Genomic DNA, 24,025 nt, shown 5'->3' with positions numbered 1-24,025 from the left:
GTTTAGAACCCCCTTATCATTTACCAAGTCGGCGCAGAAGAGTCACACCTATTATGTTTGCTGCAAACATCCCGAGAACGATACACCAAGTCTCTATCGTTTTAACATCCCCCGGAACAACCGAACTATCGACGTAACCAAACATCTTATACCGAATCAATCTCCAAGATGTCCATAATGCTAAAAATAGAATAACAGTCGATACATTCAGCACAACCAAAAGAAATACGTTGTAAACGGTTGTTTCGCCCTTTAACCACTTAGATGCTTTGTAGTTCTCCGTAACTATACTCCAACGCTTATCGAATCTACTCGCCCACAGAAGTAATAAACACCCGCCAAGTGCAACCAACATCCATATACTTATAGGGTAGGCTACCATAAGCGCAAGTTGCTGTACGACTATATCCCCGTTATCAACTGCCCCAAGGCGATATACAAAGTCTCGTGAAAGTACAACACCCAGAAGAACCAAAACCAAAACTATGTCTATCTTCCACTCAAATGGCTTTTTTGCTGCCCCAGTCGCTTTAATAATTCCCATAGACCCTTACCTCCTACTCTTCAATTAACTCAAAATGTTCCATATCCTGCGTAAGTTCTGCCCCACACTTCGGACATTCCATAGAAGCCATTTCATCTTCCCAATCCTCTTTATTAAGTAACACAATATCCTCCCAGTTACATTCGTCCGGCTCTTTGTACCAGTCATGTAACCCCTGTTTCCACTTAGCAGCACCTACATAACACCCGCAGGACGCATGTACTTTTACTTTTGGATACTTATCAGGCTCTACATTCCCCACATCTTCCTTACCTACACTCTCAAACCAAACACCAGATAGTTTAACCAACCTCTTTTCCCTCCTTACACCCGAAGCAGCCAAGACCTGACTCTATCTGTCCAGATGATTAGTAATTTCCCCGCACCTACTGCAATGAGTATAGCAACCACAGGGAATACCATATACTCCGTAAGTGCATGATGAAATCCTTTTGACCCTATAACCACGTCTGTTGTTTTAAACCACACATAAGCGAACCACGACCCTAAGATTACTACTAGCCACTTTATATCCTTTGACCACGAGAGGATTGTACCCACCACTAGCCAGAACCTACGCCCCATCAATCGTCCACCTCTAATACTTTATACAGGTTCTTAACGTAGGCTTGACCTACACTTACACCATCCCCATATAAATAATGAACCCGGTTCTCGTAGTCCTTTAACCCGGTGAACATGTACGGCTCCCCGTTTGGTTTCCTCGCCGTGTACATATGACTAAACGAATAGGCTACATACCCTCTTCGCTTCCCAACGAGTCGAAACCCATACTCCGAACTGCTCATACCCTTTAGGAACTCCTGCAAGTCCTCGTATGTTTTTAGACCCTTTAACTTACTGTTTAGCCTGTCCTTCTCCTGCTTTACCTTTTCCTCATAGGTTTTGTACGTCCCCATTTAGACACCGCCCTTATATCATTTTATAAGCCACGCACTTCCACTCACTGCCCACCTTTTGAACGATTACTTTAACCTCTTCGGTGTTATGTAGCTCCGCAGCGCACTCGTAAAACGTATCCTCTGCTAACACTACCGTTTTACTCTTTATACCTCCGCCGATTTTGGGAAAACTTCCATAGAATAACTCCAACACCCTATCTCTATCGGCTTCATTTACAGCAGGTAGGGCAAGATACGTTTTTTCGTACAAGACCTCTCCTGTACCCGTACCTCTAATTTGTGTCTCTAACCCTGCTAACACTACCTCAAGTTCTTGTACTGCTGTGACATCCTTGTTGATTTTAGCCAACTCCTGCAGAGATGACAGTACACTTATCGGATTGTACCCCAACCTCCGAATCGTTTTAAGTAACTCCTCTTCGTATTCCGTAATTACCATACTCCTGCACCCCTTATTTATAGATTTTGCAGTCCCAGCAGTCTTCCGTAAATCTCACGGACATTGTAACAACCTCGTTTGTCCCTAACCGTACGTAGCGCTCAAAGAACCCCAAAGCGTGTTCCCCAAACATCCCGATAACTCCATCCCACTCAGCAGGGAAGGTCTCAACAAACTTTTCAACTACTGCATCAAACGTTGTCCAATGGCTATACTTCTTCTCATGGACAACTCTCACATCTTCATCAACTCTTGCAACCTTTCGGACAGTATCCCACATTGCTCTCATACCCTCCGGCGATTCCGCAACTACCTTGTCCGCCTTTAACCTACTTATTGTTTTCGCATCCTCTACCATCTTATCGTTAAAGTCCATAAGCGCTATCATCGTATTGTTTCTATCCCCATCTGACTGGAACGTTGTATTTGCCAAGATGTGCATATGCGCCAATACTCCCGCAGAAATCCCTGTGTCCGGCACTGTATATCTCTCTAAAAAAGAAGCTTTCTTTCGCAACTCCCTCATCTTCATTACCCCCTTGTATTTGATGTACTGTTATCTCTGTCCCTTTTCGTAGGCTACGCACATCCACCCATCGTACGTATAGGTAAACTCCACTCTTAGTTTAGACCCCTCCCCCGTTTTAATATATCGAGAAAATGCACCCAACACATTTGCACCATACACCTCTAGGACTCCCCCGCCCCATCTCTCTTCTTTAAAACTATCGAAGAACTTAGTCATGACTTCAAACAACGTCTCTTTCTTACCGTACACCGCCGTCACTCGAATCTTATCTTCTACTGGTCTATCTTCCTTAAGGAGTTCTTTCAGCTCCGGAAGTATACCCAACCCCTCGCTTTCCGATTCCATCTTCCTTTTGTGCAACTCCTTGGCGCTAGCCAACATCCTATCATTCAGTTCCTTCACAACTGCCATCGATATCCTCTTATCACTCAAGGACTCAAATCGGTGGTTTGCAGCCGCATCAATCCAATTCAAATCCTCAGGGGTTAGCAAACCATGAGTCGTACCAAAGTCATCAAGGTTGTAATCAAATCCATTGGAGTTCATTACACCCCTCACCTCACCTTCCGTATTCTATAAAACCCATTTTACAGAACTTTTTTATCTTCCTGTCTACTTCGCTTATCAAAACTCGAAAATTTCTTCATTTATTTAAAAATAGGGCTTTGTACCTCCTTTTTCTTCCCTTAAAACTCCTAAAGTTACCAAATCCCCTACATCTTCATTTAGTTCCTAAACAAAAAAGAGAGGTTTCCCTCTCTTGGTTCAGTGCGTTTTGGACTCAGACACTTCACATACCCAACTATTGTTCGCAAACTCCACTAGCACCTTCAGAATCAGCCCGGTATCCGTCAATACAACCCCTTTATGCTTTTTTGCCTGTAGAAACATATCGGCTACGTAAGAAGTCGTAACCGTACCTAAGATGACTTTGATGTCCTTAAAGAGCATACCCACAACCTCTTGCATACCTAAGGAACCTGAGTATGTTTTTATTACGGGTGAGTTACTCAACAGGTTTACCAACTCTAGATACCTCTAACCCAATGGACTCATCCTTACTTATATACACATTCCCGACAAGATATCTACATCCTTCTACCGTTATAATAGAGCCGTGACCTAAAGTTCCATCATCGATATTTAAGTCCTGTAAGGAATACGTCCCTACATATGAAGTTGGTAAAAATACCTTGTACTTCGACTCCCCAGTTTTCGTTAGCGACCTCTCATAACAAGATAAAGCGAATTTAGCGATTCCCTTCGCAGTAGACTCATCTTCTATATCGTTTTGAATATACTGAACAAAGTTGTTTCTATACTTATTTGACCCAGTTAAGTATGGGAATTTTGCTGTAATATAATGCAAACCTTCCCCATCTACAGATACCCAAAACTCTGTACCGTCACCCGCTTTATAGTTAGCTATTTCTTTTGGTTCAGTTACCATATTTACTCACCCTTTCCAAAATACTAATTCCTTTAACCAACTAGCTGATTATCTGAATCGATTCCTTATCAGGACAAAGAAAAAAGACACCCCCTAGAGATGTCTTACCCGATTTACGCTTCAATCTAATACACCATCACCCAGTGCATCCTCGCCCATACTTACAATAGCATCGGCTATCTTGTTTGCTTCTTTACGGAACGCTTCATTTTGAGATAATGTATTATTTAACGCTGCTAATGCATGGCAAGGATGAAAATTAACCCCGCGAATCGCCTCTACCATAATTCTCTCAGAATCTGTAACCTTCATATCCACCAATGTAATCCACCTCTACCCTTTATATCTTATTCTTCTTTAAAATGCTTATCGTAAAAGGAATTATCTGCTCCCTCTGTGCAGTGTTTAATAATATGTTGCTGCTCTAAATCGTTTTTCGCACGTAACACCCTAACCACCTCAGGCTCGTATGGGTTACCCACTTTTATATTTGCATGCCTTGTTTTATACCATTTTCCTTTTGTAAATACCTTTTTACCCGAATCTTCATAATCTTGATTTGGATTTAGATACACATCTTCAATACAACGTACCCCCACACTTGCAACCCCCTTAATCTACTACATCAACAATAGCCTTCATTGCTTTTATAATCTTTCGCTGTGTAGTTGGTGTCTTTACTAAAATTTCCTCCAACATTTTATCTATTTCATGTACAGGCATTTCCCCCTCAATATCGATATCCTCACCCATCACATAATCAAGAGGAACACCCGCCAACTCTGCAATCTTTATGCTTGTTTTACGAGAAGGGCTACGTTCTATAAATTCATTTTCCCACATAGAAATAAGGGACTTTGCGCTCACACCTATTTCTTGTGCAAAGACTGGCTGTGTCATATTAAGCAGGTTTACACGTATATGCCTAATTCTCAAACTAACAACTCTGTACCTCATGTACTTCCCCCGATACTTGATTTAAACGGCTTGATTTTACCCCGTGTGCGCTTTCCTCACCTCACTACAGAAAGACCTTTAGGTTTTGACCCTACAAAGAATGCGGGCGTTATTTCGCTTTTGTGATACCATTCTTTTTCACCCATACCTAATACACGCACTTCATCACCATTAACCTCTGCTACACGACCGTACCCATACCCGCCGTTCTCGACCGCATCTCCTATTTTCCACCCATCAAGCATGCGCCCATCTGCTTCAAATATACCTGTACGTTCCTTGATTCTAATTTCCTCAGGTGCAGCCTTTCGGTATATCTTTCCACGGTTTGTAAAGAAATCACGCAACATCTCAATATCATTTTCTTTCGTAATCAGTGTCATATCATTCCAAACTACATCTATAACCCAGTCCCCTACAGTTAACGCTTCAGTTTTGAACATTTCAAAGCATTTGCTTCTCATTTCATCTTCACTTACATTCCTATCTTCTTTTCTTCCCGATATATCTTCACCTAATGTATTTATCGTAACCTTATCGATAACGTATGAATTATGTCCTATAACTTTACCGCTCTTCGTATCAATATCGATATCCCCAGTTTCTTTCTCCCAAAGACACATACGCCCGTGACTCGCCACAATTTCCCCGTACCAATCCCCATTTTCTACATAGAACGTTGTACCTACAGGTAACTCCATAACATCTAGGTCTGTATACGTCTCGCCCTCATCAAAAGGTAATGGCTCTACACGACCCGATAGATATTTGATTCTTATATCTACCCTATATCTTTTTCCCCGCTCATCTGTAAGCATTCGTGGGTTATCTAAATCTCCCGCTATGACTAAATGTTTAACTCCATCTTTAAGAATAACCTCACCATTCCAAGCCCCATTTACAACATAAAACGTTGTACCTGCAGGGAGTCTGGCAAGATTAAAACTATAATACGTTTTCGACATTCTACTGACCCTCTCTTTGTTTACTCTTCCCTATCGTCTAACCTGCTTATTGCTGCGAGGTTCATTTTCACCCAACCAACCCCGAAACCGTCTTTACCTAAACACGACGACTCTCCACGCCTTGTCACATTACTTAGTACCTTATCCTTTTGTGAAGGGGTATATAAATCCTTACCCCTTCTTGTAACCCTACCTGCAAACCCTCTGCTTAGATTCACCATAACCAACCCTTTACATATAGCTACCTAGCCGCTTTATTTGCTAATTTCAATTTGTTCTAATGCCACGTTAATCCCATCTAGCTCATCACGTAAACGATTTCGTCGTTCCTTAAGCTCTTCCTCCAATTTCTCTAACGGCTCTATTCCCGTACAGAAGTGTTGATTGATTCCCGCCGTAACCATGTGAAGCGTTGGGTAAAACTCTTTCAGTTCATAATACACCTGCTCTGCCATCTTTGCGTTTGCCATAGATGCCTGACCGTTACCCCCATCCAAATCACGCTTTACCAATACTGCAGCATTACTTAATTCACTCATCTTCATTATCTCCTTTGTACTTTTATTGTTAGGTATTCTTTATTACAAAAAAGCAGGAGATTATACATCACCTGCTCCATACATTTATTATAAAATTTTTACTTATATCAAACCGTTACAGTCTTATCATTTCGCACCTTTTTCTTTCCTTTTCTTGCCACAATCAAAGTAATTGCAACAATGAATAACGGCAACCAAAATAGTGTAGCCAACACTCTCGTTATAGGCTTCCATTTCTCCGGTTTTTCAAAATACAGACCTACTAACACATTAACCAACGCTAGAGCAATACCCCACAACATAAACGAACAACCCCTTTGTTTTATTGTGCAGAACCTTGTTCGATAATGTAAATAGGCTCTGCCTTACCGTTACCTGTATTGTATCAGCTTCCCTTATTTAAAAGGCGTTAGTTGTTATCAAATAAAAAAGGCTTCACTATAGAAGCCTTTAACCTTTTACTTATCTTCCCAAAACTGTTGGAACACATAACCCATACACTCATATCTATAATCTTTAGGAGCTACCTTATGTTTTCTTTTATACTCAATAACCGCTATATGACCTCTTTCATTGAAATCCTTGTACAACGTTTCTCCTTGCGCCACTAACCAGTTTGCAAAATCCATATAGAAACCAACATCTCCGGTATTAACAAAGCCACCATTACCTTTATGTAACTTATCAAATTCAGCATCCTTACCCCACTTGCTTACGATACCTTGCCACTCTTCCTCGATTTTCTTTATATTCTCTTTAGGTAGTTTTGATAAAATCTTTTCTAAGTTTTTATATTGCGTTCTACTTGTCATAAATTCTTTTCCTGCTTTAGATTCTTCAATAACTTCCCACATTGTTTTTTCCATTTTATACAGCCCCTATCGGTTTATTTGTTTGTTGTTTGTTAACTTACTTATACTATACCATGTTATTATATTTTAGTCAACAATTGCACGTAAAAAAGACCTCTTTTCAGAAGTCTGTTATACTAAGTTATTTTCCTGCTGCATACGTCTCCAGTCACCATACAACTCTTCCACAACTAATCTAGCACTTTTCATTAACCCTTTATCTTGCACTTGTACATACTCTCCCGATTCCTTTGTTACTGCTGACATCTCCTGCAGCCTGTGGTTTACAATGATATATACCGGTACAGTGAATCCATCTAGCCTATGTGTTACCTCAATAACTCCCGGTTCATGTTCAAACTCCTCAGATAAATCAACCGTTTCAATTTTCGTAAGTATATACGTAGTTTTATTAATGACCTTTTCCATTTTATTTAATCCGCTTATAAATCCCACAACACAACACCCTTTCTTTTTGTTATTTCTATACTCATTAAAAGCACCCAGGTATTAGCATAGTTAACCTAATACCGGGCTACCCCTTACATCAATCCAAGTAAGGATGTAAAGCGTAAATCATGCACTCAAATCGGTACTCAGACTCCCCAATTTGATGTTTGTTTACGTAATCAACGACAGCCATGTGACCTCTTTCTTTCATTTCGTTATACAATTCTTCGCCTTGTACAAGAAGCCAATTTCTAAAATCCATGTAGAACCCGTCATCCCCGGCATTAACAAACCCACCTTCACTTATATGTAACTTGTTAAATTCTACATCATCATACCAAGCGTCCGTGATTTTTCTCCATTCAGTGTTTATAATTTTCACATTCTCTATATCTAAACTTGCTAAGACTTTTTCTAAATTTTCATATTGTTTTTGGCTATTTAAATACTCTTTACCATCCTTGGTTTCTTTTATAACTTCCCATAACGTTTTATACCCTTTAGACATTTCGATACCCATTTAAAACATCTCCTTAGTTATTACTTGTCTTCCTAACTTACTTATAATATACCATATTATTATATTTTAGTCAATATATTTATTGTAAATCAGGTTCTTAAGACATAACAACCTGATTTTATCCAGTAGTTTATTATTTCACTTCAAACTCGGTAAAATCCTTCCACGCATCAGGAGCAGTAAAATCAAACGCCATACCTCCATCAGCAAAAGACTCCTCGATAACTACAGGATGTACAAAATAGTTGGCATCCAACCGTGTTTCAATTACCTGTTCAGCTAACCACTCTGTAGGTAGTAGGCATCGCTCCGAGAACCCGTCAATATCCACCAACTCCATTGTTTCTAAATCCAAGTATTTATAACCCGTATCTTTATGTAAGATGAAAAACATTTTCATAATCCATACCTCCAGTATTTTTCCTTACTTATACTATACCATTTTATTATATTTTAGTCAACAGTTTGTGATGTGTTTAAACTACTTATAACAAAAAACAATCCCCGACGTTTTTAAACATAAATATACCCCACTTAATTCCAATAAGTGAGGTATCACCTTGCCTTTTATTAATCAATATAAGGATGAAACGCATATATCATACACTCAAACACATAATCATCTTCACTTACTTTATGTTTATTAACATATTCAGCGACCGCCTTAACACCTCTTGTTTTAAAATCATTGTATAACTCTTCCCCTTGAACCATTAACCAGTGAGCGAAATCCATATAAAACCCATCATCACCCGCCCATACAAAACCGCCGTTACCCCCATGTAACAAATTAAACACAACATCGTCATGCCACGGGCTTGTGATTTCCTTCCAATCTTTATAAACCTGTTTTATATTTTCTTCTTCCATTGTTGCTAAGATATTTTTCAAGTTTTCATATTGTGTTTCACTATCTAAATACTCTTTACCTGCTTTTGATTCTTCGATAACTTCCCATAACGTTTTATATTTTGTAGTTACTTCTTTAGTTAATTGTATATTCATTTTAAAAACAGCTCCTTAGCTATTATTTATATTTTAAGTTTTTATTTGTTGTTTTCCTTGTTAGCTTACTTATACTATACCACTTTATTATATTTCAGTCAATAGTATCGAATTAAAAAAGAGAGCCTTACGACCCTCTAACCGTTAGTCAAATTGCCCGCAATCCACTTGACCCTTTTTATATTTAGGCTCTAACGATACCCCACCGCCATCCATTTTTCGGGCATAAATATAGATGTATTTACATTGTGTATCTACATCACGCAGTAGTTTCATTTCTTCTATAGTATCGGTATCATGCCTTAAATCTTGGGTAGCTCCGTAGTCCTTTAACACCTCGAAGTCTCCCAACCTCTGAAGTTCTTTACCTTTATTGTTTTGTTTCCCGATTTCCTCGGCTGCTTGCTTTGAAGTTTTAGTGTTTTGAACATCAGAACCCCCACCGCAACCCGTTAGCACAATAGCAACCAATATAACCCCTATGACTTTTTTAAACATATAAAAGCTCCTTACTGCCTACTTTTTACTCATCTTTAACAAACGAGAAATTCTCAATTTCAGACTCAGAACTAGAAGGCGAGTCTGGGAATCCACCAGATACCTCAACCACATTAAATCCATGATTTTGTTTTAACGTATGCGCGATATCTTTAGCGCCGCCATCATATTTATGTTTATCTTCTACTTTATCTAGAATACTGTTCAGCTCTTTCTCACTTAAACCATCCGGAACCTCTACTGTAATATCACTTCTATATTTGATTGTTTCCTCTACAGAAATAACTACTTTAGCCATTACTCTTCTCCACCTTTACTGTTTTATTTACTTACATTTCAGCTACCACATACGTAAACGACCCGCTGCGCTCAAGCACCTCTAGCGTAACCGTTACGGGCTTGTAGTCGATACATAACTCATCCTCAATAATTTGATTTGCTAAACTATCAGAAGGTAAAAAACACTCCTCGTTTAACGTATCGGTATCTTCACCCTTCTTTACGTTATAAAACACATCTTCCTCATCTTTTCTCATAATTGCAACGAACTTCACGATATCCCCTCCTTCTTTTGCGTCTCTATTAACTCGATACCCTCGTCAAAGCTATAACCCTTACCAGTCTCATCGACAAACCACTGACCCTGCCCCTGACAATCCGGGCAAGGGATATGCATATACTCACTTCCAGTACCGCCACACCACTTACACTCTTTATATTCTAATTTTGTCATAACTCAATCTCTACCTTACGCTGAAACCAATCCTCTATCTTAGCAAAATCGGTCATAGTTAATTCCCAGTTTTCTAAGAACTCTGTAAAATCACTACGTCTTACCTCTTTCATAACCCCATACATAAACGCCACCAACCCTTTAGGTACATCCGGAGCAGCTCCTGACTCTTTAACCTTTACGACACTTGTCACGACCTTGTACGCCTCATCTTCAATACTTTGATAGTCTTCCATTGTTTGAATGGTTTCTGGCGTGAGGTCTAACTCGTCCATAACCTGCTTATCGATATGTACCTCTGCTTTTAGCGTTACGTCTAGCTTCAAATCAACACCCCCATACAAGAAATAAAATTCCTATATTTATATTACTAAATACATCATGGAAAAAGGTGCTAAATCTTATCAAAGACTCAACACCTCCCTATGTACTAATCTACTTTACTTTCATTTCGTGCCTCTTTTTCTGCGTCATAAATACAATCGTCACAAATAACACTCTCATTTACTACCTCACCGGAATCATTATCTGTAAAGGAGCTGCACCACAAACATTCATATAACCAACCATGTTTCATCATCTCTGCAAACGGTATTTTTTGCGTATCTGAGTATTTATCAAAATGGGGTTGTCTCTTGGCGCACATATCCTCCACATACCCACTCATACCGAATGCCTGACTCATCTTAATTGCTTTCCTACTTGTTTCTGCAAACACAACTTCATGCCCTGCCTCATCACCCTCACCTGTTTTATCCCAAACATGGTAAGCCTTTTTCTGCGGTTCATAATCTACGAACGTGTTCTCAAAGAAAAAGTTAAACGTCTTCTCACTTAGCATAACCTCATCATTGTTATCACCGAATCGTACATATAAACCTTCCTCTTTTATTGTATACGCCTCGATATTCTTACGTTTCTTACCCTCTAACACAACCCAATAGGTTTTCATACGTTCTATTACTTTACGCCCCGTATACGTAGCCGTAGCGACCTCACACATTACGCAACACCTTCTTCTGGATTTCGATTTAGATAATCCGTTCGAATCTTCATGTAATCCAATTCTGAAATGAACTCCATGTCTTTATGTAATAACTCATTTTTGTCATCTTTTTCATACGCCGTGAAGTAAAAATCATCGTCCATTGCGTGGAAATGATGGAATCGTGGCTGCCTAAATTGTGGTAATAAACCATACATTCGAATAACCGTCTTTAAGTCCATAAACTGAACTCCTGTTTCCTTTACAAATTCATCCCAGTCTTTTTTAACCTGTGAACGAACTTTAACCTCATAGTATCCATAGCCATTAGGATTTTTCTTGAATTGATTTTTTAACTCTTCCGGTACTTTTAATAGCTGTAAGTCTGTACTCCCCGCTAAATTATCTTCCATACTGCAACCAATAACCTTTTCAATTCTATCCTTGTTTTCAATTACCTTATCTATATCTCTTCCCGCAAGAACAAGGGAATCATATAACCTTGTTCCACGTTTTACTCTAATATAGCGAACCATGTTTACTCCCCCTTCTTAGTTGTGTAACGCTTCCCTATACGCATGTATCGATTCTTTTGTAATTTCGATAGCTTTTTCTAGTTTTTCTTTATAGTCTCCAGTAGCCCCACTTAACTCACGTTGTAGATACTCCAATTGGCTTTTTGCTCCCAACACAACAGACTCTAACCGTCTTTGTCTCTCCTGCATTATCTCCTCTTCCGTTGCGTAACGTTCTAACATATCTAGAGAAACCAATTGCTCACGTAAGTGGAACAACTCATCGACCTCAACGGCATCTTTATCTTCTACCCGAATAATCCGACAAATACAACCATCCAAGACAACCCAAGTCCCTACATCTGGAACACCTGTAATTGCGAGTTTACCTGCTTCAGCTTCCCAACTCATAACGAACCCCCTCACAATGCTCTAACAATGGATATGAGCTTTCATCCCAACACCCTTCATCTTGGTCGAATTTGTAGCAAAAAGCATTACCATCTTCATCCACAAAGGGATTTGTATACGTATCGTAAGGCGGTACTCCTTTTGCATAGTACGTCATGACCGTTTTCTTTAACATCGGGCAGTAAATTTCTCCCCACTCTACAGCGTTTTCCCAACTAAGTTCTCTCATATTCTTTACACCCTTCCCGTCTTTATTTGTTATGCCACACAACATGTAAAACCCCTAAGCTACCCTGCTTGTTTTCTAGATAACTCTTATTTTCCATTACATCCGACGGACTACACTCACCATCAAATACGACATAATTATTTAATAGAATCGCAGAAATAACACCGTCACTATCCGTGAATCCTCTACACTCACATCCACCAATAAACGCATCTAGCGTCATTACATCCCCGTCCGAATCTTCGTATTTCTTATGACTGTTACTGTTTATTTCAAATACCATTACTCTCGTTCCTCCCTTTTACAGCCTATAAAGACCCTCTTAAATTTTCACTTTTACGTCGTTTCATTTCATCTTCAATTTCTTTAGCCGTTGCCAACGAGCGGATATAAGATGCATTTGCTGTATAAATCTTTTCCCCATCCAGATACTCACCAATATGACTACCCTTCGAAGTAAATTTATCTATCCTCATAACAGCCGTATACCCTTTATACTCGTTGTAACCTATAAGTGCTACGATATCGCCTACACTGTACGTCTTTCCACGTATATGTACCTTTGTCACTTCTTCCATACATTAACCCTCCTTATTACCTAGCAGCGCTCCGTGGCACTCGTCTCCTACGTTCCTCTTGGTATTTTCTTCGGTACTCTTCTTTTTGCTTACGTTCATTTCTTAATTGCCTTTGCAACGAATCTACAACCGCAGGGTTTTTACTTCTAATCGTTTTATCCGCCTCACGGTACAACGACCGAATGAGTGAATCTTTTAACACCTGCTCATCCACTGTAAGCTCCTGCTTCCTTGCCCGCTTCACTAGTGTCCCGCCCAGATATACACCAACATGTTTAGGTATCTCGTCCTTTACTTTCTCGTACAGTTCCTCAGGCATTACATAGTAGTTAAAATGACCACAGAACGTTTTATTTGCTTTACTCCTAAAGTCCGCTAGCGACACTTTAACCTCATAGCAGCGCCAAATCCCCTTTGTATCGTACGTAATATAATCGACTCTTTCCTTACCGAACCACCCGATAGTAACCTCGAAACATGCAAACACACCCTTCTTTTTCGTAGCCGTGTATATTTGACGTTCCATCTCGGATGTAAGCTCTGTCTTTGCCACTTCCGCTCACCCTTTAGTGTTTATTTAGTAATCTATTGTGTACTCATGCGCTTTTACTTCTTGTAGCAGCAAAATTAAATCATCTACATCTTCCTTATTGATACGTACCGTCCCATTCTTTAACCCGTACAGGTGGAATTCTCCGTCCCCTACATCTTGCACATGAGGTCTGTTTTCCCCATTTTGTTCGAATCTAAGACCATTCCCATCGTAATCTACGATTTTGTTTTTAGGCTTCAACATACTTCTCAACCCCTTAGTAGTTCCCATCTTCATATAACCAGTATGCTAATTTATCCGCACAATCACTGAACATAAAATCAGCTAAGGTATCGTACTCCCTGTAATAATTCTCGGAGCGATATTCCTCTTCAATCCTAAACAATAATTTCTTTGCAAAACGTTCTTCATCTTCCTTATTCGGAAATTCATACTCCCCGTTATTGATGAACGTATCTTTAACCTTTTGTAGATTGTTTTCTGTATCTATCAATTTACTTCCTCCTTACTCCTTGTAGGTATGCCCCGACCCCTCTTTAACGAAAGACGGTAACTTATCTCCTGCTAGTACCCTATTCATCTTCCTGTCGATAGGTTTTCCTAACTTATCGACCCGTCTATAATAGATTTCACCGTCTTCTGTAACTCGAAAGACAGCAATCCTCTCTGTTCTATTTACCCAAAATCCTCGTAGATTCATATTTACTCATCCTCTACATCAACATCCGACCCACAGTCAGAGCAACGATGTACTCCTTCTGTATCGGCAAATGTCCCTACTTTATATTTGCAATTACAGCAATACCCTAGCAACACAACACACCCCTTAACCTGTTTTAAATACAGAAAAAGCAGGGATTGTCACCAACACCTGCTTATCCGAAGAACTAAGATGTGTCCCTAGTTCTTTCCCGTTAATTCAATTATATCAAGTCTTCCACAACCAGAATGGCTCGTCCTTATCACTGCCAGATTACTCCACTTCTATCTCAACAATTACAACAGTTGTGAAGTTCCTTTCCCACTCAACACACTCCCCACCTGTTTGATACCAATAGTTAAGCACACCCTCTTTTAATGCCGGTTCGTGCATGGTTTCCCCGCCTACACTGACATATACAGGAGCATCCCCAACTGGGAAGTCATCGTCATCAGTAGCGACCAACTGCAACTCGCCCTGCAATTCAGCCATCTTTTTATCGAATGCCTTTTCTGCCTTATCTAAACGTTTGAAGAATTTTTCATCTTCACATTCCCCATAAGGATTCATTTCGCACACTTTAAAGATTCTGTCTTTCTTTTTAAGCTCTGGGTTTTCCAGATACTCTAGTTGTTTTCGCAACTCTACCGTCTCCTGCAGCAACACTAACGATACTTGCTTATTAGAAGTTTCGTAGCCCTCAAGCTCTGCAATGATTTTCTTTGTTTCTTCAATCGCCTGTAATCGAATTTCCTCTTTTTGCTCCACATTAACCTCTCCTATCTATACGTTCTTGGAAACGTATCAGTATCTAACACAAGAACTGGGTCATCTGAAATATCCCCCAGTTCCTCGTCATGGAATTTAACCTCATAACTGCACTTCAGTTTCCCACTGTTCCACATCTCAATTCGACCTATATTAAACTCTGGTGCGTGTTTATATAACTCACGTAACCTAGTAATAATTTCATCTTCATTATCCCCAACGTATACTGTTTCCGTATAGTTTTGATGGTAGGCTATTCCCACTAACGTAACCTTACTTGCGAATTGATACCCGCCGAAATCAACCTCTTTAGGGTTATCTAACCTATCGACGTTGTACTCTACGGTAACATGCGGCTCAACCCCGCCGCTCGGCATAATATATTTGTATTTTCTAACAAGTTCCCCATCTTTACTTGCCTCAACGAACCCGTAAACAAACCCATCTTCTTTGCTAGACTTTCTTACTGCACGAATTACCTCAGCACCCTCAGTCCCTCTATATACCTGTACCTTATGTGTTTCTTGTACTGTATACACTAAAAAATCAATCTTATTTTCATTCAGCATCTTCTTTTACCTCCTGTAAAAATGACTCCACTTCTTCATCTACATCAAACTCAACATTTTCGAACCCCGGCATAAGCTCCATATCAGGTGTTTCCTCATAATCTAGACCCGAAACCCTATAGGTTCTTAGTTTTTTACCATCTTTCCATAACTCAATATAGCTATCTACAAACGACGAACTCTCACGGTATGCCTGTTGTAAGGCTTGAATTACTGCAGCCTTATCTGTACCCGCATACTCATTACTGATTCGTTCCTCATAATACACTAACCCAACAATCGTCATGCCGCAGCACCTCCTACCTTATTTTCAACACGCCAATCCAAACCTTTGCAAAGTTCACGGTACGCTTCCTTCTCAGCTGCATTTAATGAATCCATTCCCGGTAACCAACCCTCTTGGAAATGTGCTGCTTTGTGCATGTATCGTAACTCCCCATCGACCCATGTCTCTTTATACCCTGCAATAAACGAGCCAGATGTCTCCCAAGCCTTACCGATAACCTTCATTCCTTCTTTTGTATCCGTCCCTACATAAGCCACCTCTACTCCTTCTTGGCTGTGTATAACTGATACATACACAAAATTATGTGTACTACGTTTCATATCTAACATTTTAATAGCCTCCCAGTCTTTAACCCTGTACTGCAGCGCATTCCACTTTGTAACGCTTCTGCTTGTCACGCTGAACCTTCTTCACACCACTGTAATGGGGACATTTCGGTACTTTATGCTCTTCCTCCAACCCGCTCCACGCTATACACTTACACTCATGGATAATTGGATTATCCTCTCCTACCTCACGAAAGGCATATTTAGGTGTAGCCGTTGCTGTCTCTTCTCTGCGAATCGGACAATCATCCAACAAAACCTCTATCACTTCCGTACCAAATGTTCCAAACGAGCAATAACTCGCTAAAACCTCTTTTTTACCCAATATAAATCCCTCCCATACACGACAAGCAGCCCCTAATTAGGACTGCTTACCAACCTCTTTATCTAAACGGTCATCAAACTCTTTTCGACCCTCTTTGTCGAGCTTAGTATAGAACCATTCACGACTTGCCAACACAGTTGTAGTAGTTGTACCTTTAATCGCCGTACGAACCACTACAAACCCCTCAGGGCGTTTTTCAGAGTCTTGCAACCAGAGTGTCTCATTAACCTCCATAAGACCCGGACTCATACGACCATCTACGTTAGCATTTGAAAACGTGGCACTAAACGCACATACATCATCGCCCTGCGCCTCCATCACGTTTACCGCTAAATGTTCATATTTAAATTTATCGCTGAATAGCACATCTCTTTTAATCATTTCAATCTCTCCCTTATGTTTGTTTTAACCCCAGTGACTCGAACCCTTTTATAGAATCCTCTAGCTCTTTTGCTAATTTATCATCCCAACCAACACTCGCAGCATCTTCATATACTGGTACATCTTCTATCTCATTCTGAGTTTGAATGTGTTTCTCCAATCCACTACCTCCTAACCAACCTTAACCGCCCCTAGTAACCACTTGTTGAATTTTGGCATACTTTCTCCTACAACTTTGTTTGGACTAGAAGGTGTTTTATAAAAAACCATAACTCCGTGAATCGCTCTTATGGTTCGCTTGTACCTACCTTTTTGGAACGTTGCCCCCACTTTTACATCGCCCAACATCGCCATGTTTTTACACCACCCCTGCTTGCCATTTCTTACTATCAGTCTACCTGATTTACCTGCTGTTTATATGCCATTTGTTATCACAAAAAAGGAGGTTGCCAGTTATAACAACCCCCTTCGAACCCTAAACATATAATCTATTACCATCTTCTAATTATATTTCCTATAGATACTTACGACCGACTCTCCCAGACTCATAAAATCCATAACCTCTAAGGTAGACCCTTTATCTATCATATCAAAGTAATGAACCCTACTCAGTTTTTCCACATCTTCCTTATCTAACTTTTCCCTGTTTTCACGAACCCAACTAAATGCAACATCTGCCATGTGTAGCAACCTCCTAGTTCTGGTCTTGTTACCTTTAGTGTAAATGACCTACTAAGTGATTACTCCACTTTGCTTATCAAAACTCTTTTATAATAAAAAGAAAGCAGAGCATGTCCTTGCCCCGCTTTCTTACTTAATTTTTAGGTTTTTTCTTAATAACTCCATACTTCACTAAGTCCCTATGAATTTCTTTACCCGACTCCTTCGCCTCAGCGAAATCAAGATAAATCCCATCAAGCTCTTTTAATAAAGTCATAGCACGTTTTAACTGCTCCACACTACCTTTTAAATAGTTAGTATGTTCTTCTTCCGTTAAATGACCATCTAAACGAGCATCTTCTAATACCGCATGCTTAACCTTTAAGCCTAACAGAATAGATTCCATTGTAACCGCCTTACGTGGCACATCCTCGTTAAACTGCATAGACTCACGATGCGTATAACCCGCTACACCGTAAGGAAGTCCCCATTTGAACTCTTTTGTAATAGACGTAATTCTTTCGTGTTCCATACGTACCACTTGCTCTTCTTGTTGCCCCGATACTTCTACAGTTTCCTTTTCTTTAACCGTTGCCATTTCTTAGCCACCCCACACCTTTGTTTTGTTACCTTTAGTGTACCTCAAATATTCCTTTTATCATGAGCCATTCTTATCAGACACCTTATAAACTGTCTTACCTGATTTATTTCTCCGAAGCTACCGGATAGCGAAAACCACTTACATAATCAGTAAGTACCAAATCCTTACGGCTCGCAACGTAGTCCGCTAAATGTACAACTTGTTGCAAAGGTGTTTCTGGTTTAATACCTTTAACCGAAGTCCACTCTCCCGTAGCAATGTTACCCATATGTCTCTCAATAGCCGTCATAATAATATCAAACTCTTCCGTTTCAGCAAAAGCAAAAGCATACCCCTTAGATTTACTGCTCCCAAAGTAATCTCTAGGTAAGAACGGATGCATACCTATGTAACGCATATCTAAATCAATTCCATATTTCAAAATATCATGCCCGAACATTGCCGCAACTGCTAAGTCACGCTCTAAATCCGTTAACCCGAAAGTTCTAGCTAAGTCGTAAGCCACCTTTGCACCCATAACCACATGACGGACTAACCCACCTTTAGTTGTTGACCAATCTGCATGGAATTTACCTGACACCGAAGCAGGGACAACAAAGAAATACTCAGGAGCATTTTCCCACATATGCTCTACAAACACACGCACATTTATATCTTCAATTAAAGACATAACATCTGCAGCTAAATCCCAAGCAATGTTTTTATGTTCTTCTAACTCACCCGCTGAAATTTGTAACTCTTCACCTTTAACTACTACGTTTAACATAACAATTCCCCTACTTTCTTTTATTCTAAATTAGCTAGTGTACATTAACCCTCTATCAATTATTAAAATGGTCATTATAACTATTTTCATCTACCTCAATCCACAATCCTTTTTTGACTTGCTCCTCTATTTGATAACTTTCGCAAACAACAAAAGATTTAGGGTAATTATTCCAAAAAACATTAAACGCATTACCGACAAACCTTTCAAGTTTACAAAAAGCGTTATCATATGTTCTAAAATACATAATACCTTTAATCTCCATCTTCAATTTCCCCCTCGACTTGTTTTCCTTAGTTACAATATACCATTTTATTATATTTTAGTCAATAGTTGTTACTCAAAAAAAGAGAGGTACAAACCCCTCTTTTTACTCACTCATTACTTTATTTAATTTCTCCATCACACCCGCCAAGAATAGAAGCTCCTCGCCGTACTTTTTAGACTCTTCAGCAGTATGGATTCGCATACCTACTGCACCCACCTCGAACCCTTTATCATTAGAATTAAAAGTGACAAATTGTAAATCTTCATTCCTACCAACAAAGAAAAATGTCCAATCTCTATAATCGTCACATTTAGCTCTTGAAAACCCTGCATCCTTTAAGATTTCTAATACATTATTTAATTGCTCCTGAGATTTAAACATTGTTTTATTCCTCCAATACGTTTTATTATTTCGTTACCTCAATTACTCAGCTAACACTTTATTTAATTTATCTATTACATCAGATAAAAAGTTTAATTCCTCAGCGTACTTTTTAGCATCTTCCATATTGCGTATTACCATTCCAGTTGCGTTTATTTCAAAACCATCAGCGTAAAAATCAAGAAACGTAAATTTTAACCCTATATTTCTACCAATCTCAAAAAATGTACGATGGTCTGTATAATCCTCACAATTTGCTTTATGATACCCAGACTCCTTTAAAATTTCTACTACCTTATCAGCTTGCTCTTGTGATTTAAACATTGGTTTATTCCCCCGATATACGTTTTGTTCTTTCGTTACTTATAATATACCACTTTATTATATTTTAGTCAATAGTGTCCAAAACAAATAGGGTAGCTAAATCCTACCCATACATAACCTGCTTACCCTGACCAGGTGCAATTATTTTTAGTTCGGTTACATTCTCACTATGCAATACCCAATTATAATGAAAGGCTCTCATCTGTAACCCTTCAATTAATAAGGCTCCTGACTCGTTGATGTAGATATTAACCATCTTATTATATTCCCCAAGATTTAGACTTACATCCGTCCCTAACGTTTGTCTTGGCGTAGTATCCATATCCCGACCCATCACAGCCATATCTTTAACCACATGCAGCGATTCCCCAGAATCCTTAACTTCTAGTCGACCCTCTTTAATCTGCTTTATAAGGCTGTTAAACGCACCTACAACACCCTGCATATACAGTCTATCATTTTCATCCTTAGGCATAGAAGACTCTATCTGACTAACTTTCTTCCTTAAGTATTTCTCATCTAACACCACAGCTAACACCCCATTAACCGTTTTATCTAGAATATCTATTAACCTATTTATACCAAATTCGTTGACTACTTATTTACCGTTTGTTATCATTTTACTTGTCTTTGAGACTATTTTTACCAAATGGTTTATCGCAAATACCCTTTACAAAAGAACCCTCTCTTCGACAGGAGGGTTCTTTTATTCTTTCTTATTTACTTTTCGCTTTATTAGTCATCTAATCTCTGACTATGTATGTATTTACCTTCATACGGAATGCCAAACTCTTTTAACATCTTGATTCCCTGCTCCAAAGCAGCTTCGAATTGTTTTTGCGTAGCTTCTTCATATACAATTGTTTTCCACACTTTCAAAACACGATTCCCTACCTCCGGATTATGCTCCACTAACAAGTCAATAATCCGTTTGTTTTCCATTGCGTAGTACCATTTCGTTGTTTTTCTCAAGTCATCCACCTATTTTCAGTTTTTTATTTAACTCTTACCAAATGAGGTTATCCTCGACCCTATTTATTTCTTTAAAAACCCAAATACTGAACGTTTCTTTCCGCCTTTACCTGAGCCACCTGCAAGATAACTATTGTACACCTTCGTATCTAGATATATTTGTTGGCATTTATCACAAACCCAATGACCTTTCCAAATACCCTTAGTTGGCTCTATAATTTCCCCGTACTCATCACAACTATAAAAACCGTAATCCCTTGCGTCATTATTACAAACCCCTCTAGATGTTTTAGCTTTACATCTGAACCCATCTTCCATAATTATTTCTACAACTTTTTGATTACACAATGTGCATTCCTCCAACGTTTTTATTTATATAAATTGTTTTTTATTTCCTTACCTTGTACCTTTAGTATACCAGTTTATTATATTTTAGTCAATAGAAAACTATTTACCTGTTAGAATTAAAAAATACCCCGGCATTTACCGGGGTTACATTACTTATAATTAAATTAAAGCTACATGATTTTCATCAGATAAACATATTTCTTCTTTTTTAAGAGGGCGCATATCGTTTTCCATATCTACAACAATTCTAAAATTATCATGCATTCTATCTAATCCATTTAAATATGTACGCAGCTCATCGATTGTCATAGCTCCCATCTGCTCCGCCATAACCTCTATAGGTGATTTTTCTCGACCCGAATTTTCTTTAGGCTCTTCGTTACTTTCTTCCTCTTCCTCCGCAGATACACTTAGGTAGATTTGACCACAATCGCAGCAACGGTAATGACCATTCCAGAGTCCCTCTAACGGCTCCATTTCGTTACCTTCCTCGTCACAGTTCGAAAATCCTCCCCCTACATCCGTGTTACCGCAAACTCCTTTTTCTGTTTCTACCTCACATGTGAAATCATCATCACCCATATCTACCGCAATAATTTTTACTTCACCTTGTTTACACATTTTACATTCCTCCAACGTTTTTATCTATATAAATTGTTTTTATTTCCTTACCTTGTACCTTTAGTATACCAGTTTATTATATTTTAGTCAATAGTTACTTGTATAAAAAAGAGACTACGTAAAGTCTCTCTATACTGCTTACATTTCCCCACCGTTGTTTTCTATATGACAATCTAAATGTGCCACTTTACCACTTGGGTAATTCATAAGAGGTGTAGCAGGGCTTGCAACCTCCTCACAATGCACACACTTCTTCAAATCGAAAATAGGGTACTTCACACGATTGGCTAGCTCTGCAAGTTCTTTCTTTGATAACTGCACAGAAACGAAAGTATCCGTACCTTTTACACGTTGCTTTATTACTACAATATCCTATGCAACATCTGTAATAGTATCCTCATTTATATTAAGTTCTTTAACCATTGCAACCCACTCCTTAACCCGCTCTTTTTACTAATTGACAATCTTCACCGTACGCTGACCAATAAAAGTATTCGGTTACAACATCGCCACGAACACCGTTATGCCAGTAAGCAACTGTACCTCCAGTATTCGTGAAGTTTACCTCAAGAACCTCAAATGTCTCACCTGCGTAAGAGATAATATCTCCTGCATTAAAATCAAATTTCTTAGACATACTTAACCCTCTTTTCGCTTCTTATCTTCCTGCTCTTCACGCTTTTCCTCGCACTCTAAAGAACAAGTAGGCTCATATTCATTCGGCATCTTAACACCGCAAATCACACATTTATCTAAATCATAATCCTCATCATAGGAATACCCACCTGCATGCCTCATATAAATACCTCCTACACTAACCTAACATCTTTGACGTTGCTTTTAGATATAAACTCAAACCCGAACTTACCTTCAACCGCTAAAACATAACTACCTTGATTCAAACACTCCCAAATCTCTCCAACATCATCTAAATTCTGACCTAAATTCGGGTCATTAACAAGAACCTCACCTGTATGCAGCTCAATAACAATTTGTTTATCTCCCTCTTTTTCTTGCTTTAACTCCTCAGCTAATTTAATAATATCTTCCTTTGAAATTAACACGGAATCGGAATCGTAATCATATTCACTTTTAGCTAATGCTTTTAACTGATTAAATCGAACATTACCACCCTCATCAATAGCCACTAAATCCTCACGAATTTCTTTTGCTTTTTTACTCATTACGACCCGCTCCTTTATCTATACTTGCTAGTTTTTATTTTCCTTATTTGCTTGACTTAAATATACCACTTTTTTATATTTTAGTCAACTGTAAGTTTTACAAAATAAAAAAGGCAGCTGTTACACCACCTTACTGCATATTAAACTGTTTTCTAGATGATATCTACATGACATTTACTGACTTCCCAAACAGCATTATCTGCATCTCTTACCCTAAGCGTTTGTCCTTCATCTATAATTTGAACCACTACCCCAGAATTAGTTGTACCACTATCATCCGTTTTAAATTCAACCTTTGTTTTAAATAATTCGAACTCCATTTTATAATCCCCTTTTTATTATTGTTTTACAAGACTTTCATATAGCTCCTCTTCCGTATACCTATAATAGTTTCCGATAGCTAGTATAGTCCCTAACACTTCTTTGTAGTCTCTACCTATTGGTAGTTGATTGTTACTTGTACCCGCATACATCATAGAAAGTTTAAACATTACATGATGAAAGCTTTTAGTTAAATAAACCTTTAAAGGCGTAAATGTATCCAAATTAGAAAACTTATAGGTGAAGATTCTATTCTGGCAGCGCATTACAACACCTAAAGATAACACCCCTCTTAGTACACCCATATACGCATTAAATATAGTGTCCATAGCATCTTCATCGGTTAAATCGAACCGTTTACTTACTTGTGACAGTTTACCTATTTCAGTTTGCAGAGAAATGATTTTATCCCATAAAAAATCCACATTGTTTTCGCCTTTTTCCTTAGCAATTTCACAATCTATACCCGTTTGAAATTCGAAAAATTTAACAATATCCACAACCCGTCACCCTCTCCATATTTCGTTGGTTTAAATATACCATTTTATTA

At 38.8% G+C, this 24,025-nt stretch carries 56 protein-coding genes; all 56 read right to left on the bottom strand.

Annotation, left to right across the window (positions count from 1 at the left end; all coding sequences use genetic code 11):
• Positions 1-16: 16 nt before the first annotated feature.
• Positions 17-544 (bottom strand): hypothetical protein, encoded by a 528-nt coding sequence (locus tag ACYFX0_RS20160; RefSeq protein ID WP_460271746.1) that lies wholly within the window; start codon positions 542-544, stop codon positions 17-19.
• A 13-nt stretch (positions 545-557) separates the two neighbouring features.
• A complete protein-coding gene (locus ACYFX0_RS20155) occupies positions 558-854 on the bottom strand; it encodes a hypothetical protein (protein WP_460271744.1) in 297 nt (98 codons plus the stop codon).
• Positions 855-1,128: 274 nt separating this feature from the next.
• Complete coding sequence (locus ACYFX0_RS20150) at positions 1,129-1,464, bottom strand: hypothetical protein (protein ID WP_460271742.1); 336 nt, start codon at positions 1,462-1,464, stop codon at positions 1,129-1,131.
• Between the two features lie 13 nt (positions 1,465-1,477).
• Positions 1,478-1,906, bottom strand: a complete 429-nt coding sequence (locus tag ACYFX0_RS20145; protein WP_460271740.1) for a hypothetical protein — start codon at positions 1,904-1,906, stop codon at positions 1,478-1,480.
• Positions 1,907-1,919: 13 nt separating this feature from the next.
• Complete coding sequence (locus ACYFX0_RS20140) at positions 1,920-2,432, bottom strand: hypothetical protein (RefSeq protein WP_460271738.1); 513 nt, start codon at positions 2,430-2,432, stop codon at positions 1,920-1,922.
• A 30-nt stretch (positions 2,433-2,462) separates the two neighbouring features.
• Positions 2,463-2,981, bottom strand: a complete 519-nt coding sequence (locus ACYFX0_RS20135; protein ID WP_460271737.1) for a hypothetical protein — start codon at positions 2,979-2,981, stop codon at positions 2,463-2,465.
• A 460-nt stretch (positions 2,982-3,441) separates the two neighbouring features.
• Complete coding sequence (locus tag ACYFX0_RS20130; protein ID WP_460271736.1) at positions 3,442-3,885, bottom strand: hypothetical protein; 444 nt, start codon at positions 3,883-3,885, stop codon at positions 3,442-3,444.
• Between the two features lie 120 nt (positions 3,886-4,005).
• Positions 4,006-4,203, bottom strand: coding sequence for a hypothetical protein (locus ACYFX0_RS20125; protein ID WP_221660583.1), 198 nt, complete (start codon positions 4,201-4,203; stop codon positions 4,006-4,008).
• Positions 4,204-4,232: 29 nt separating this feature from the next.
• Positions 4,233-4,484 (bottom strand): hypothetical protein, encoded by a 252-nt coding sequence (locus tag ACYFX0_RS20120; protein WP_460271734.1) that lies wholly within the window; start codon positions 4,482-4,484, stop codon positions 4,233-4,235.
• A 13-nt stretch (positions 4,485-4,497) separates the two neighbouring features.
• Positions 4,498-4,842, bottom strand: coding sequence for a helix-turn-helix domain-containing protein (locus ACYFX0_RS20115; protein ID WP_460271732.1), 345 nt, complete (start codon positions 4,840-4,842; stop codon positions 4,498-4,500).
• A gap of 56 nt (positions 4,843-4,898) precedes the next feature.
• Entirely contained in the window at positions 4,899-5,807 is a 909-nt protein-coding gene (locus tag ACYFX0_RS20110) for a hypothetical protein (RefSeq protein ID WP_460271730.1), read from the bottom strand.
• 254 nt (positions 5,808-6,061) lie between these two features.
• The gene (locus ACYFX0_RS20105; RefSeq protein WP_460271729.1) at positions 6,062-6,346 is read right to left on the bottom strand and encodes a hypothetical protein; all 285 of its coding nucleotides are present in this window, start codon (positions 6,344-6,346) and stop codon (positions 6,062-6,064) included.
• A 107-nt stretch (positions 6,347-6,453) separates the two neighbouring features.
• A complete protein-coding gene (locus ACYFX0_RS20100; protein ID WP_460271727.1) occupies positions 6,454-6,648 on the bottom strand; it encodes a hypothetical protein in 195 nt (64 codons plus the stop codon).
• 156 nt (positions 6,649-6,804) lie between these two features.
• Positions 6,805-7,212: a DUF4240 domain-containing protein gene (locus ACYFX0_RS20095; RefSeq protein ID WP_460271725.1), complete on the bottom strand. Its 408-nt coding sequence runs from the start codon at positions 7,210-7,212 to the stop codon at positions 6,805-6,807.
• A gap of 117 nt (positions 7,213-7,329) precedes the next feature.
• The gene (locus ACYFX0_RS20090) at positions 7,330-7,653 is read right to left on the bottom strand and encodes a hypothetical protein (protein WP_460271723.1); all 324 of its coding nucleotides are present in this window, start codon (positions 7,651-7,653) and stop codon (positions 7,330-7,332) included.
• 91 nt (positions 7,654-7,744) lie between these two features.
• Positions 7,745-8,167 (bottom strand): DUF4240 domain-containing protein, encoded by a 423-nt coding sequence (locus ACYFX0_RS20085; RefSeq protein ID WP_460271721.1) that lies wholly within the window; start codon positions 8,165-8,167, stop codon positions 7,745-7,747.
• A gap of 133 nt (positions 8,168-8,300) precedes the next feature.
• Complete coding sequence (locus ACYFX0_RS20080; RefSeq protein WP_460271719.1) at positions 8,301-8,567, bottom strand: hypothetical protein; 267 nt, start codon at positions 8,565-8,567, stop codon at positions 8,301-8,303.
• Between the two features lie 170 nt (positions 8,568-8,737).
• Complete coding sequence (locus ACYFX0_RS20075) at positions 8,738-9,172, bottom strand: DUF4240 domain-containing protein (protein WP_460271717.1); 435 nt, start codon at positions 9,170-9,172, stop codon at positions 8,738-8,740.
• Positions 9,173-9,316: 144 nt separating this feature from the next.
• Positions 9,317-9,670, bottom strand: coding sequence for a hypothetical protein (locus ACYFX0_RS20070; RefSeq protein WP_460271715.1), 354 nt, complete (start codon positions 9,668-9,670; stop codon positions 9,317-9,319).
• Between the two features lie 25 nt (positions 9,671-9,695).
• On the bottom strand, positions 9,696-9,968 hold the full coding sequence (locus tag ACYFX0_RS20065) for a hypothetical protein (protein WP_460271712.1): 273 nt from the start codon (positions 9,966-9,968) through the stop codon (positions 9,696-9,698).
• 31 nt (positions 9,969-9,999) lie between these two features.
• Positions 10,000-10,224, bottom strand: a complete 225-nt coding sequence (locus ACYFX0_RS20060; RefSeq protein ID WP_460271711.1) for a hypothetical protein — start codon at positions 10,222-10,224, stop codon at positions 10,000-10,002.
• 175 nt (positions 10,225-10,399) lie between these two features.
• Complete coding sequence (locus ACYFX0_RS20055; protein WP_460271709.1) at positions 10,400-10,729, bottom strand: hypothetical protein; 330 nt, start codon at positions 10,727-10,729, stop codon at positions 10,400-10,402.
• A 104-nt stretch (positions 10,730-10,833) separates the two neighbouring features.
• The gene (locus ACYFX0_RS20050; protein WP_460271707.1) at positions 10,834-11,406 is read right to left on the bottom strand and encodes a hypothetical protein; all 573 of its coding nucleotides are present in this window, start codon (positions 11,404-11,406) and stop codon (positions 10,834-10,836) included.
• Positions 11,406-11,924: a hypothetical protein gene (locus tag ACYFX0_RS20045; protein ID WP_460271705.1), complete on the bottom strand. Its 519-nt coding sequence runs from the start codon at positions 11,922-11,924 to the stop codon at positions 11,406-11,408. The genes ACYFX0_RS20050 and ACYFX0_RS20045 overlap by 1 nt, the downstream gene beginning before the upstream one ends.
• Positions 11,925-11,939: 15 nt before the next feature.
• Entirely contained in the window at positions 11,940-12,314 is a 375-nt protein-coding gene (locus tag ACYFX0_RS20040) for a hypothetical protein (protein ID WP_460271703.1), read from the bottom strand.
• Positions 12,298-12,543: a hypothetical protein gene (locus tag ACYFX0_RS20035; protein ID WP_221660564.1), complete on the bottom strand. Its 246-nt coding sequence runs from the start codon at positions 12,541-12,543 to the stop codon at positions 12,298-12,300. The genes ACYFX0_RS20040 and ACYFX0_RS20035 overlap by 17 nt, the downstream gene beginning before the upstream one ends.
• A gap of 22 nt (positions 12,544-12,565) precedes the next feature.
• The gene (locus tag ACYFX0_RS20030; protein WP_460271701.1) at positions 12,566-12,826 is read right to left on the bottom strand and encodes a hypothetical protein; all 261 of its coding nucleotides are present in this window, start codon (positions 12,824-12,826) and stop codon (positions 12,566-12,568) included.
• Between the two features lie 25 nt (positions 12,827-12,851).
• The gene (locus tag ACYFX0_RS20025) at positions 12,852-13,121 is read right to left on the bottom strand and encodes a hypothetical protein (RefSeq protein ID WP_460271699.1); all 270 of its coding nucleotides are present in this window, start codon (positions 13,119-13,121) and stop codon (positions 12,852-12,854) included.
• 16 nt (positions 13,122-13,137) lie between these two features.
• On the bottom strand, positions 13,138-13,674 hold the full coding sequence (locus ACYFX0_RS20020; RefSeq protein WP_460271697.1) for a hypothetical protein: 537 nt from the start codon (positions 13,672-13,674) through the stop codon (positions 13,138-13,140).
• Positions 13,675-13,698: 24 nt separating this feature from the next.
• The gene (locus ACYFX0_RS20015) at positions 13,699-13,917 is read right to left on the bottom strand and encodes a hypothetical protein (protein ID WP_460271695.1); all 219 of its coding nucleotides are present in this window, start codon (positions 13,915-13,917) and stop codon (positions 13,699-13,701) included.
• Positions 13,918-13,930: 13 nt separating this feature from the next.
• Positions 13,931-14,167, bottom strand: coding sequence for a hypothetical protein (locus tag ACYFX0_RS20010; RefSeq protein WP_221660559.1), 237 nt, complete (start codon positions 14,165-14,167; stop codon positions 13,931-13,933).
• A 12-nt stretch (positions 14,168-14,179) separates the two neighbouring features.
• Complete coding sequence (locus ACYFX0_RS20005; protein ID WP_460271692.1) at positions 14,180-14,374, bottom strand: hypothetical protein; 195 nt, start codon at positions 14,372-14,374, stop codon at positions 14,180-14,182.
• A gap of 273 nt (positions 14,375-14,647) precedes the next feature.
• Entirely contained in the window at positions 14,648-15,142 is a 495-nt protein-coding gene (locus ACYFX0_RS20000; RefSeq protein WP_460271691.1) for a hypothetical protein, read from the bottom strand.
• 11 nt (positions 15,143-15,153) lie between these two features.
• Positions 15,154-15,711, bottom strand: coding sequence for a hypothetical protein (locus tag ACYFX0_RS19995; RefSeq protein ID WP_460271690.1), 558 nt, complete (start codon positions 15,709-15,711; stop codon positions 15,154-15,156).
• On the bottom strand, positions 15,701-15,997 hold the full coding sequence (locus tag ACYFX0_RS19990) for a hypothetical protein (protein ID WP_460271689.1): 297 nt from the start codon (positions 15,995-15,997) through the stop codon (positions 15,701-15,703). Before ACYFX0_RS19990 ends, ACYFX0_RS19995 begins: the two co-directional genes overlap by 11 nt.
• Positions 15,994-16,326 carry a hypothetical protein gene (locus ACYFX0_RS19985; protein WP_460271688.1) on the bottom strand — a complete coding sequence of 111 codons (333 nt, stop codon included), beginning with the start codon at positions 16,324-16,326 and terminating at the stop codon, positions 15,994-15,996. The genes ACYFX0_RS19990 and ACYFX0_RS19985 overlap by 4 nt, the downstream gene beginning before the upstream one ends.
• A 19-nt stretch (positions 16,327-16,345) precedes the next feature.
• Entirely contained in the window at positions 16,346-16,648 is a 303-nt protein-coding gene (locus ACYFX0_RS19980) for a hypothetical protein (RefSeq protein WP_460271686.1), read from the bottom strand.
• 36 nt (positions 16,649-16,684) lie between these two features.
• Complete coding sequence (locus ACYFX0_RS19975; RefSeq protein WP_460271684.1) at positions 16,685-17,029, bottom strand: hypothetical protein; 345 nt, start codon at positions 17,027-17,029, stop codon at positions 16,685-16,687.
• Positions 17,030-17,042: 13 nt separating this feature from the next.
• Positions 17,043-17,189: a hypothetical protein gene (locus tag ACYFX0_RS19970; protein ID WP_460271682.1), complete on the bottom strand. Its 147-nt coding sequence runs from the start codon at positions 17,187-17,189 to the stop codon at positions 17,043-17,045.
• An 11-nt stretch (positions 17,190-17,200) separates the two neighbouring features.
• Entirely contained in the window at positions 17,201-17,383 is a 183-nt protein-coding gene (locus tag ACYFX0_RS19965) for a hypothetical protein (protein ID WP_460271680.1), read from the bottom strand.
• Positions 17,384-17,530: 147 nt separating this feature from the next.
• Complete coding sequence (locus tag ACYFX0_RS19960; RefSeq protein WP_460271678.1) at positions 17,531-17,710, bottom strand: hypothetical protein; 180 nt, start codon at positions 17,708-17,710, stop codon at positions 17,531-17,533.
• A gap of 133 nt (positions 17,711-17,843) precedes the next feature.
• The gene (locus tag ACYFX0_RS19955) at positions 17,844-18,287 is read right to left on the bottom strand and encodes a hypothetical protein (RefSeq protein WP_460271677.1); all 444 of its coding nucleotides are present in this window, start codon (positions 18,285-18,287) and stop codon (positions 17,844-17,846) included.
• 106 nt (positions 18,288-18,393) lie between these two features.
• The gene (locus ACYFX0_RS19950) at positions 18,394-19,056 is read right to left on the bottom strand and encodes an HD domain-containing protein (protein ID WP_460271675.1); all 663 of its coding nucleotides are present in this window, start codon (positions 19,054-19,056) and stop codon (positions 18,394-18,396) included.
• Between the two features lie 55 nt (positions 19,057-19,111).
• Positions 19,112-19,321 (bottom strand): hypothetical protein, encoded by a 210-nt coding sequence (locus tag ACYFX0_RS19945; protein WP_460271673.1) that lies wholly within the window; start codon positions 19,319-19,321, stop codon positions 19,112-19,114.
• 105 nt (positions 19,322-19,426) lie between these two features.
• Complete coding sequence (locus ACYFX0_RS19940; protein WP_460271671.1) at positions 19,427-19,705, bottom strand: hypothetical protein; 279 nt, start codon at positions 19,703-19,705, stop codon at positions 19,427-19,429.
• Between the two features lie 42 nt (positions 19,706-19,747).
• Positions 19,748-20,029: a hypothetical protein gene (locus ACYFX0_RS19935; protein ID WP_460271670.1), complete on the bottom strand. Its 282-nt coding sequence runs from the start codon at positions 20,027-20,029 to the stop codon at positions 19,748-19,750.
• Positions 20,030-20,132: 103 nt separating this feature from the next.
• Positions 20,133-20,555 (bottom strand): hypothetical protein, encoded by a 423-nt coding sequence (locus tag ACYFX0_RS19930; protein ID WP_460271668.1) that lies wholly within the window; start codon positions 20,553-20,555, stop codon positions 20,133-20,135.
• A gap of 209 nt (positions 20,556-20,764) precedes the next feature.
• On the bottom strand, positions 20,765-21,001 hold the full coding sequence (locus ACYFX0_RS19925) for a hypothetical protein (RefSeq protein ID WP_460271666.1): 237 nt from the start codon (positions 20,999-21,001) through the stop codon (positions 20,765-20,767).
• Between the two features lie 63 nt (positions 21,002-21,064).
• Positions 21,065-21,349 carry a hypothetical protein gene (locus ACYFX0_RS19920; protein WP_460271664.1) on the bottom strand — a complete coding sequence of 95 codons (285 nt, stop codon included), beginning with the start codon at positions 21,347-21,349 and terminating at the stop codon, positions 21,065-21,067.
• A 159-nt stretch (positions 21,350-21,508) separates the two neighbouring features.
• Positions 21,509-21,970 carry a hypothetical protein gene (locus ACYFX0_RS19915; protein WP_460271662.1) on the bottom strand — a complete coding sequence of 154 codons (462 nt, stop codon included), beginning with the start codon at positions 21,968-21,970 and terminating at the stop codon, positions 21,509-21,511.
• Positions 21,971-22,108: 138 nt separating this feature from the next.
• Positions 22,109-22,291, bottom strand: a complete 183-nt coding sequence (locus tag ACYFX0_RS19910; RefSeq protein ID WP_460271660.1) for a hypothetical protein — start codon at positions 22,289-22,291, stop codon at positions 22,109-22,111.
• Between the two features lie 115 nt (positions 22,292-22,406).
• Positions 22,407-22,607 (bottom strand): hypothetical protein, encoded by a 201-nt coding sequence (locus tag ACYFX0_RS19905; RefSeq protein WP_460271658.1) that lies wholly within the window; start codon positions 22,605-22,607, stop codon positions 22,407-22,409.
• 2 nt (positions 22,608-22,609) lie between these two features.
• Positions 22,610-22,768, bottom strand: coding sequence for a hypothetical protein (locus ACYFX0_RS19900; protein WP_460271656.1), 159 nt, complete (start codon positions 22,766-22,768; stop codon positions 22,610-22,612).
• An 11-nt stretch (positions 22,769-22,779) separates the two neighbouring features.
• A complete protein-coding gene (locus ACYFX0_RS19895) occupies positions 22,780-23,154 on the bottom strand; it encodes a hypothetical protein (RefSeq protein ID WP_460271654.1) in 375 nt (124 codons plus the stop codon).
• Between the two features lie 152 nt (positions 23,155-23,306).
• A complete protein-coding gene (locus ACYFX0_RS19890) occupies positions 23,307-23,474 on the bottom strand; it encodes a hypothetical protein (RefSeq protein ID WP_460271652.1) in 168 nt (55 codons plus the stop codon).
• An 18-nt stretch (positions 23,475-23,492) separates the two neighbouring features.
• The gene (locus ACYFX0_RS19885; RefSeq protein WP_460271651.1) at positions 23,493-23,975 is read right to left on the bottom strand and encodes a dUTP diphosphatase; all 483 of its coding nucleotides are present in this window, start codon (positions 23,973-23,975) and stop codon (positions 23,493-23,495) included.
• Between the last annotated feature and the right edge of the window lie 50 nt (positions 23,976-24,025).

Source organism: Bacillus sp. NEAU-Y102 (assembly GCF_054788175.1).
The sequence above is the reverse complement of the archived record's forward strand: the minus strand, read 5'-3'. Positions and strand labels throughout refer to the sequence as shown.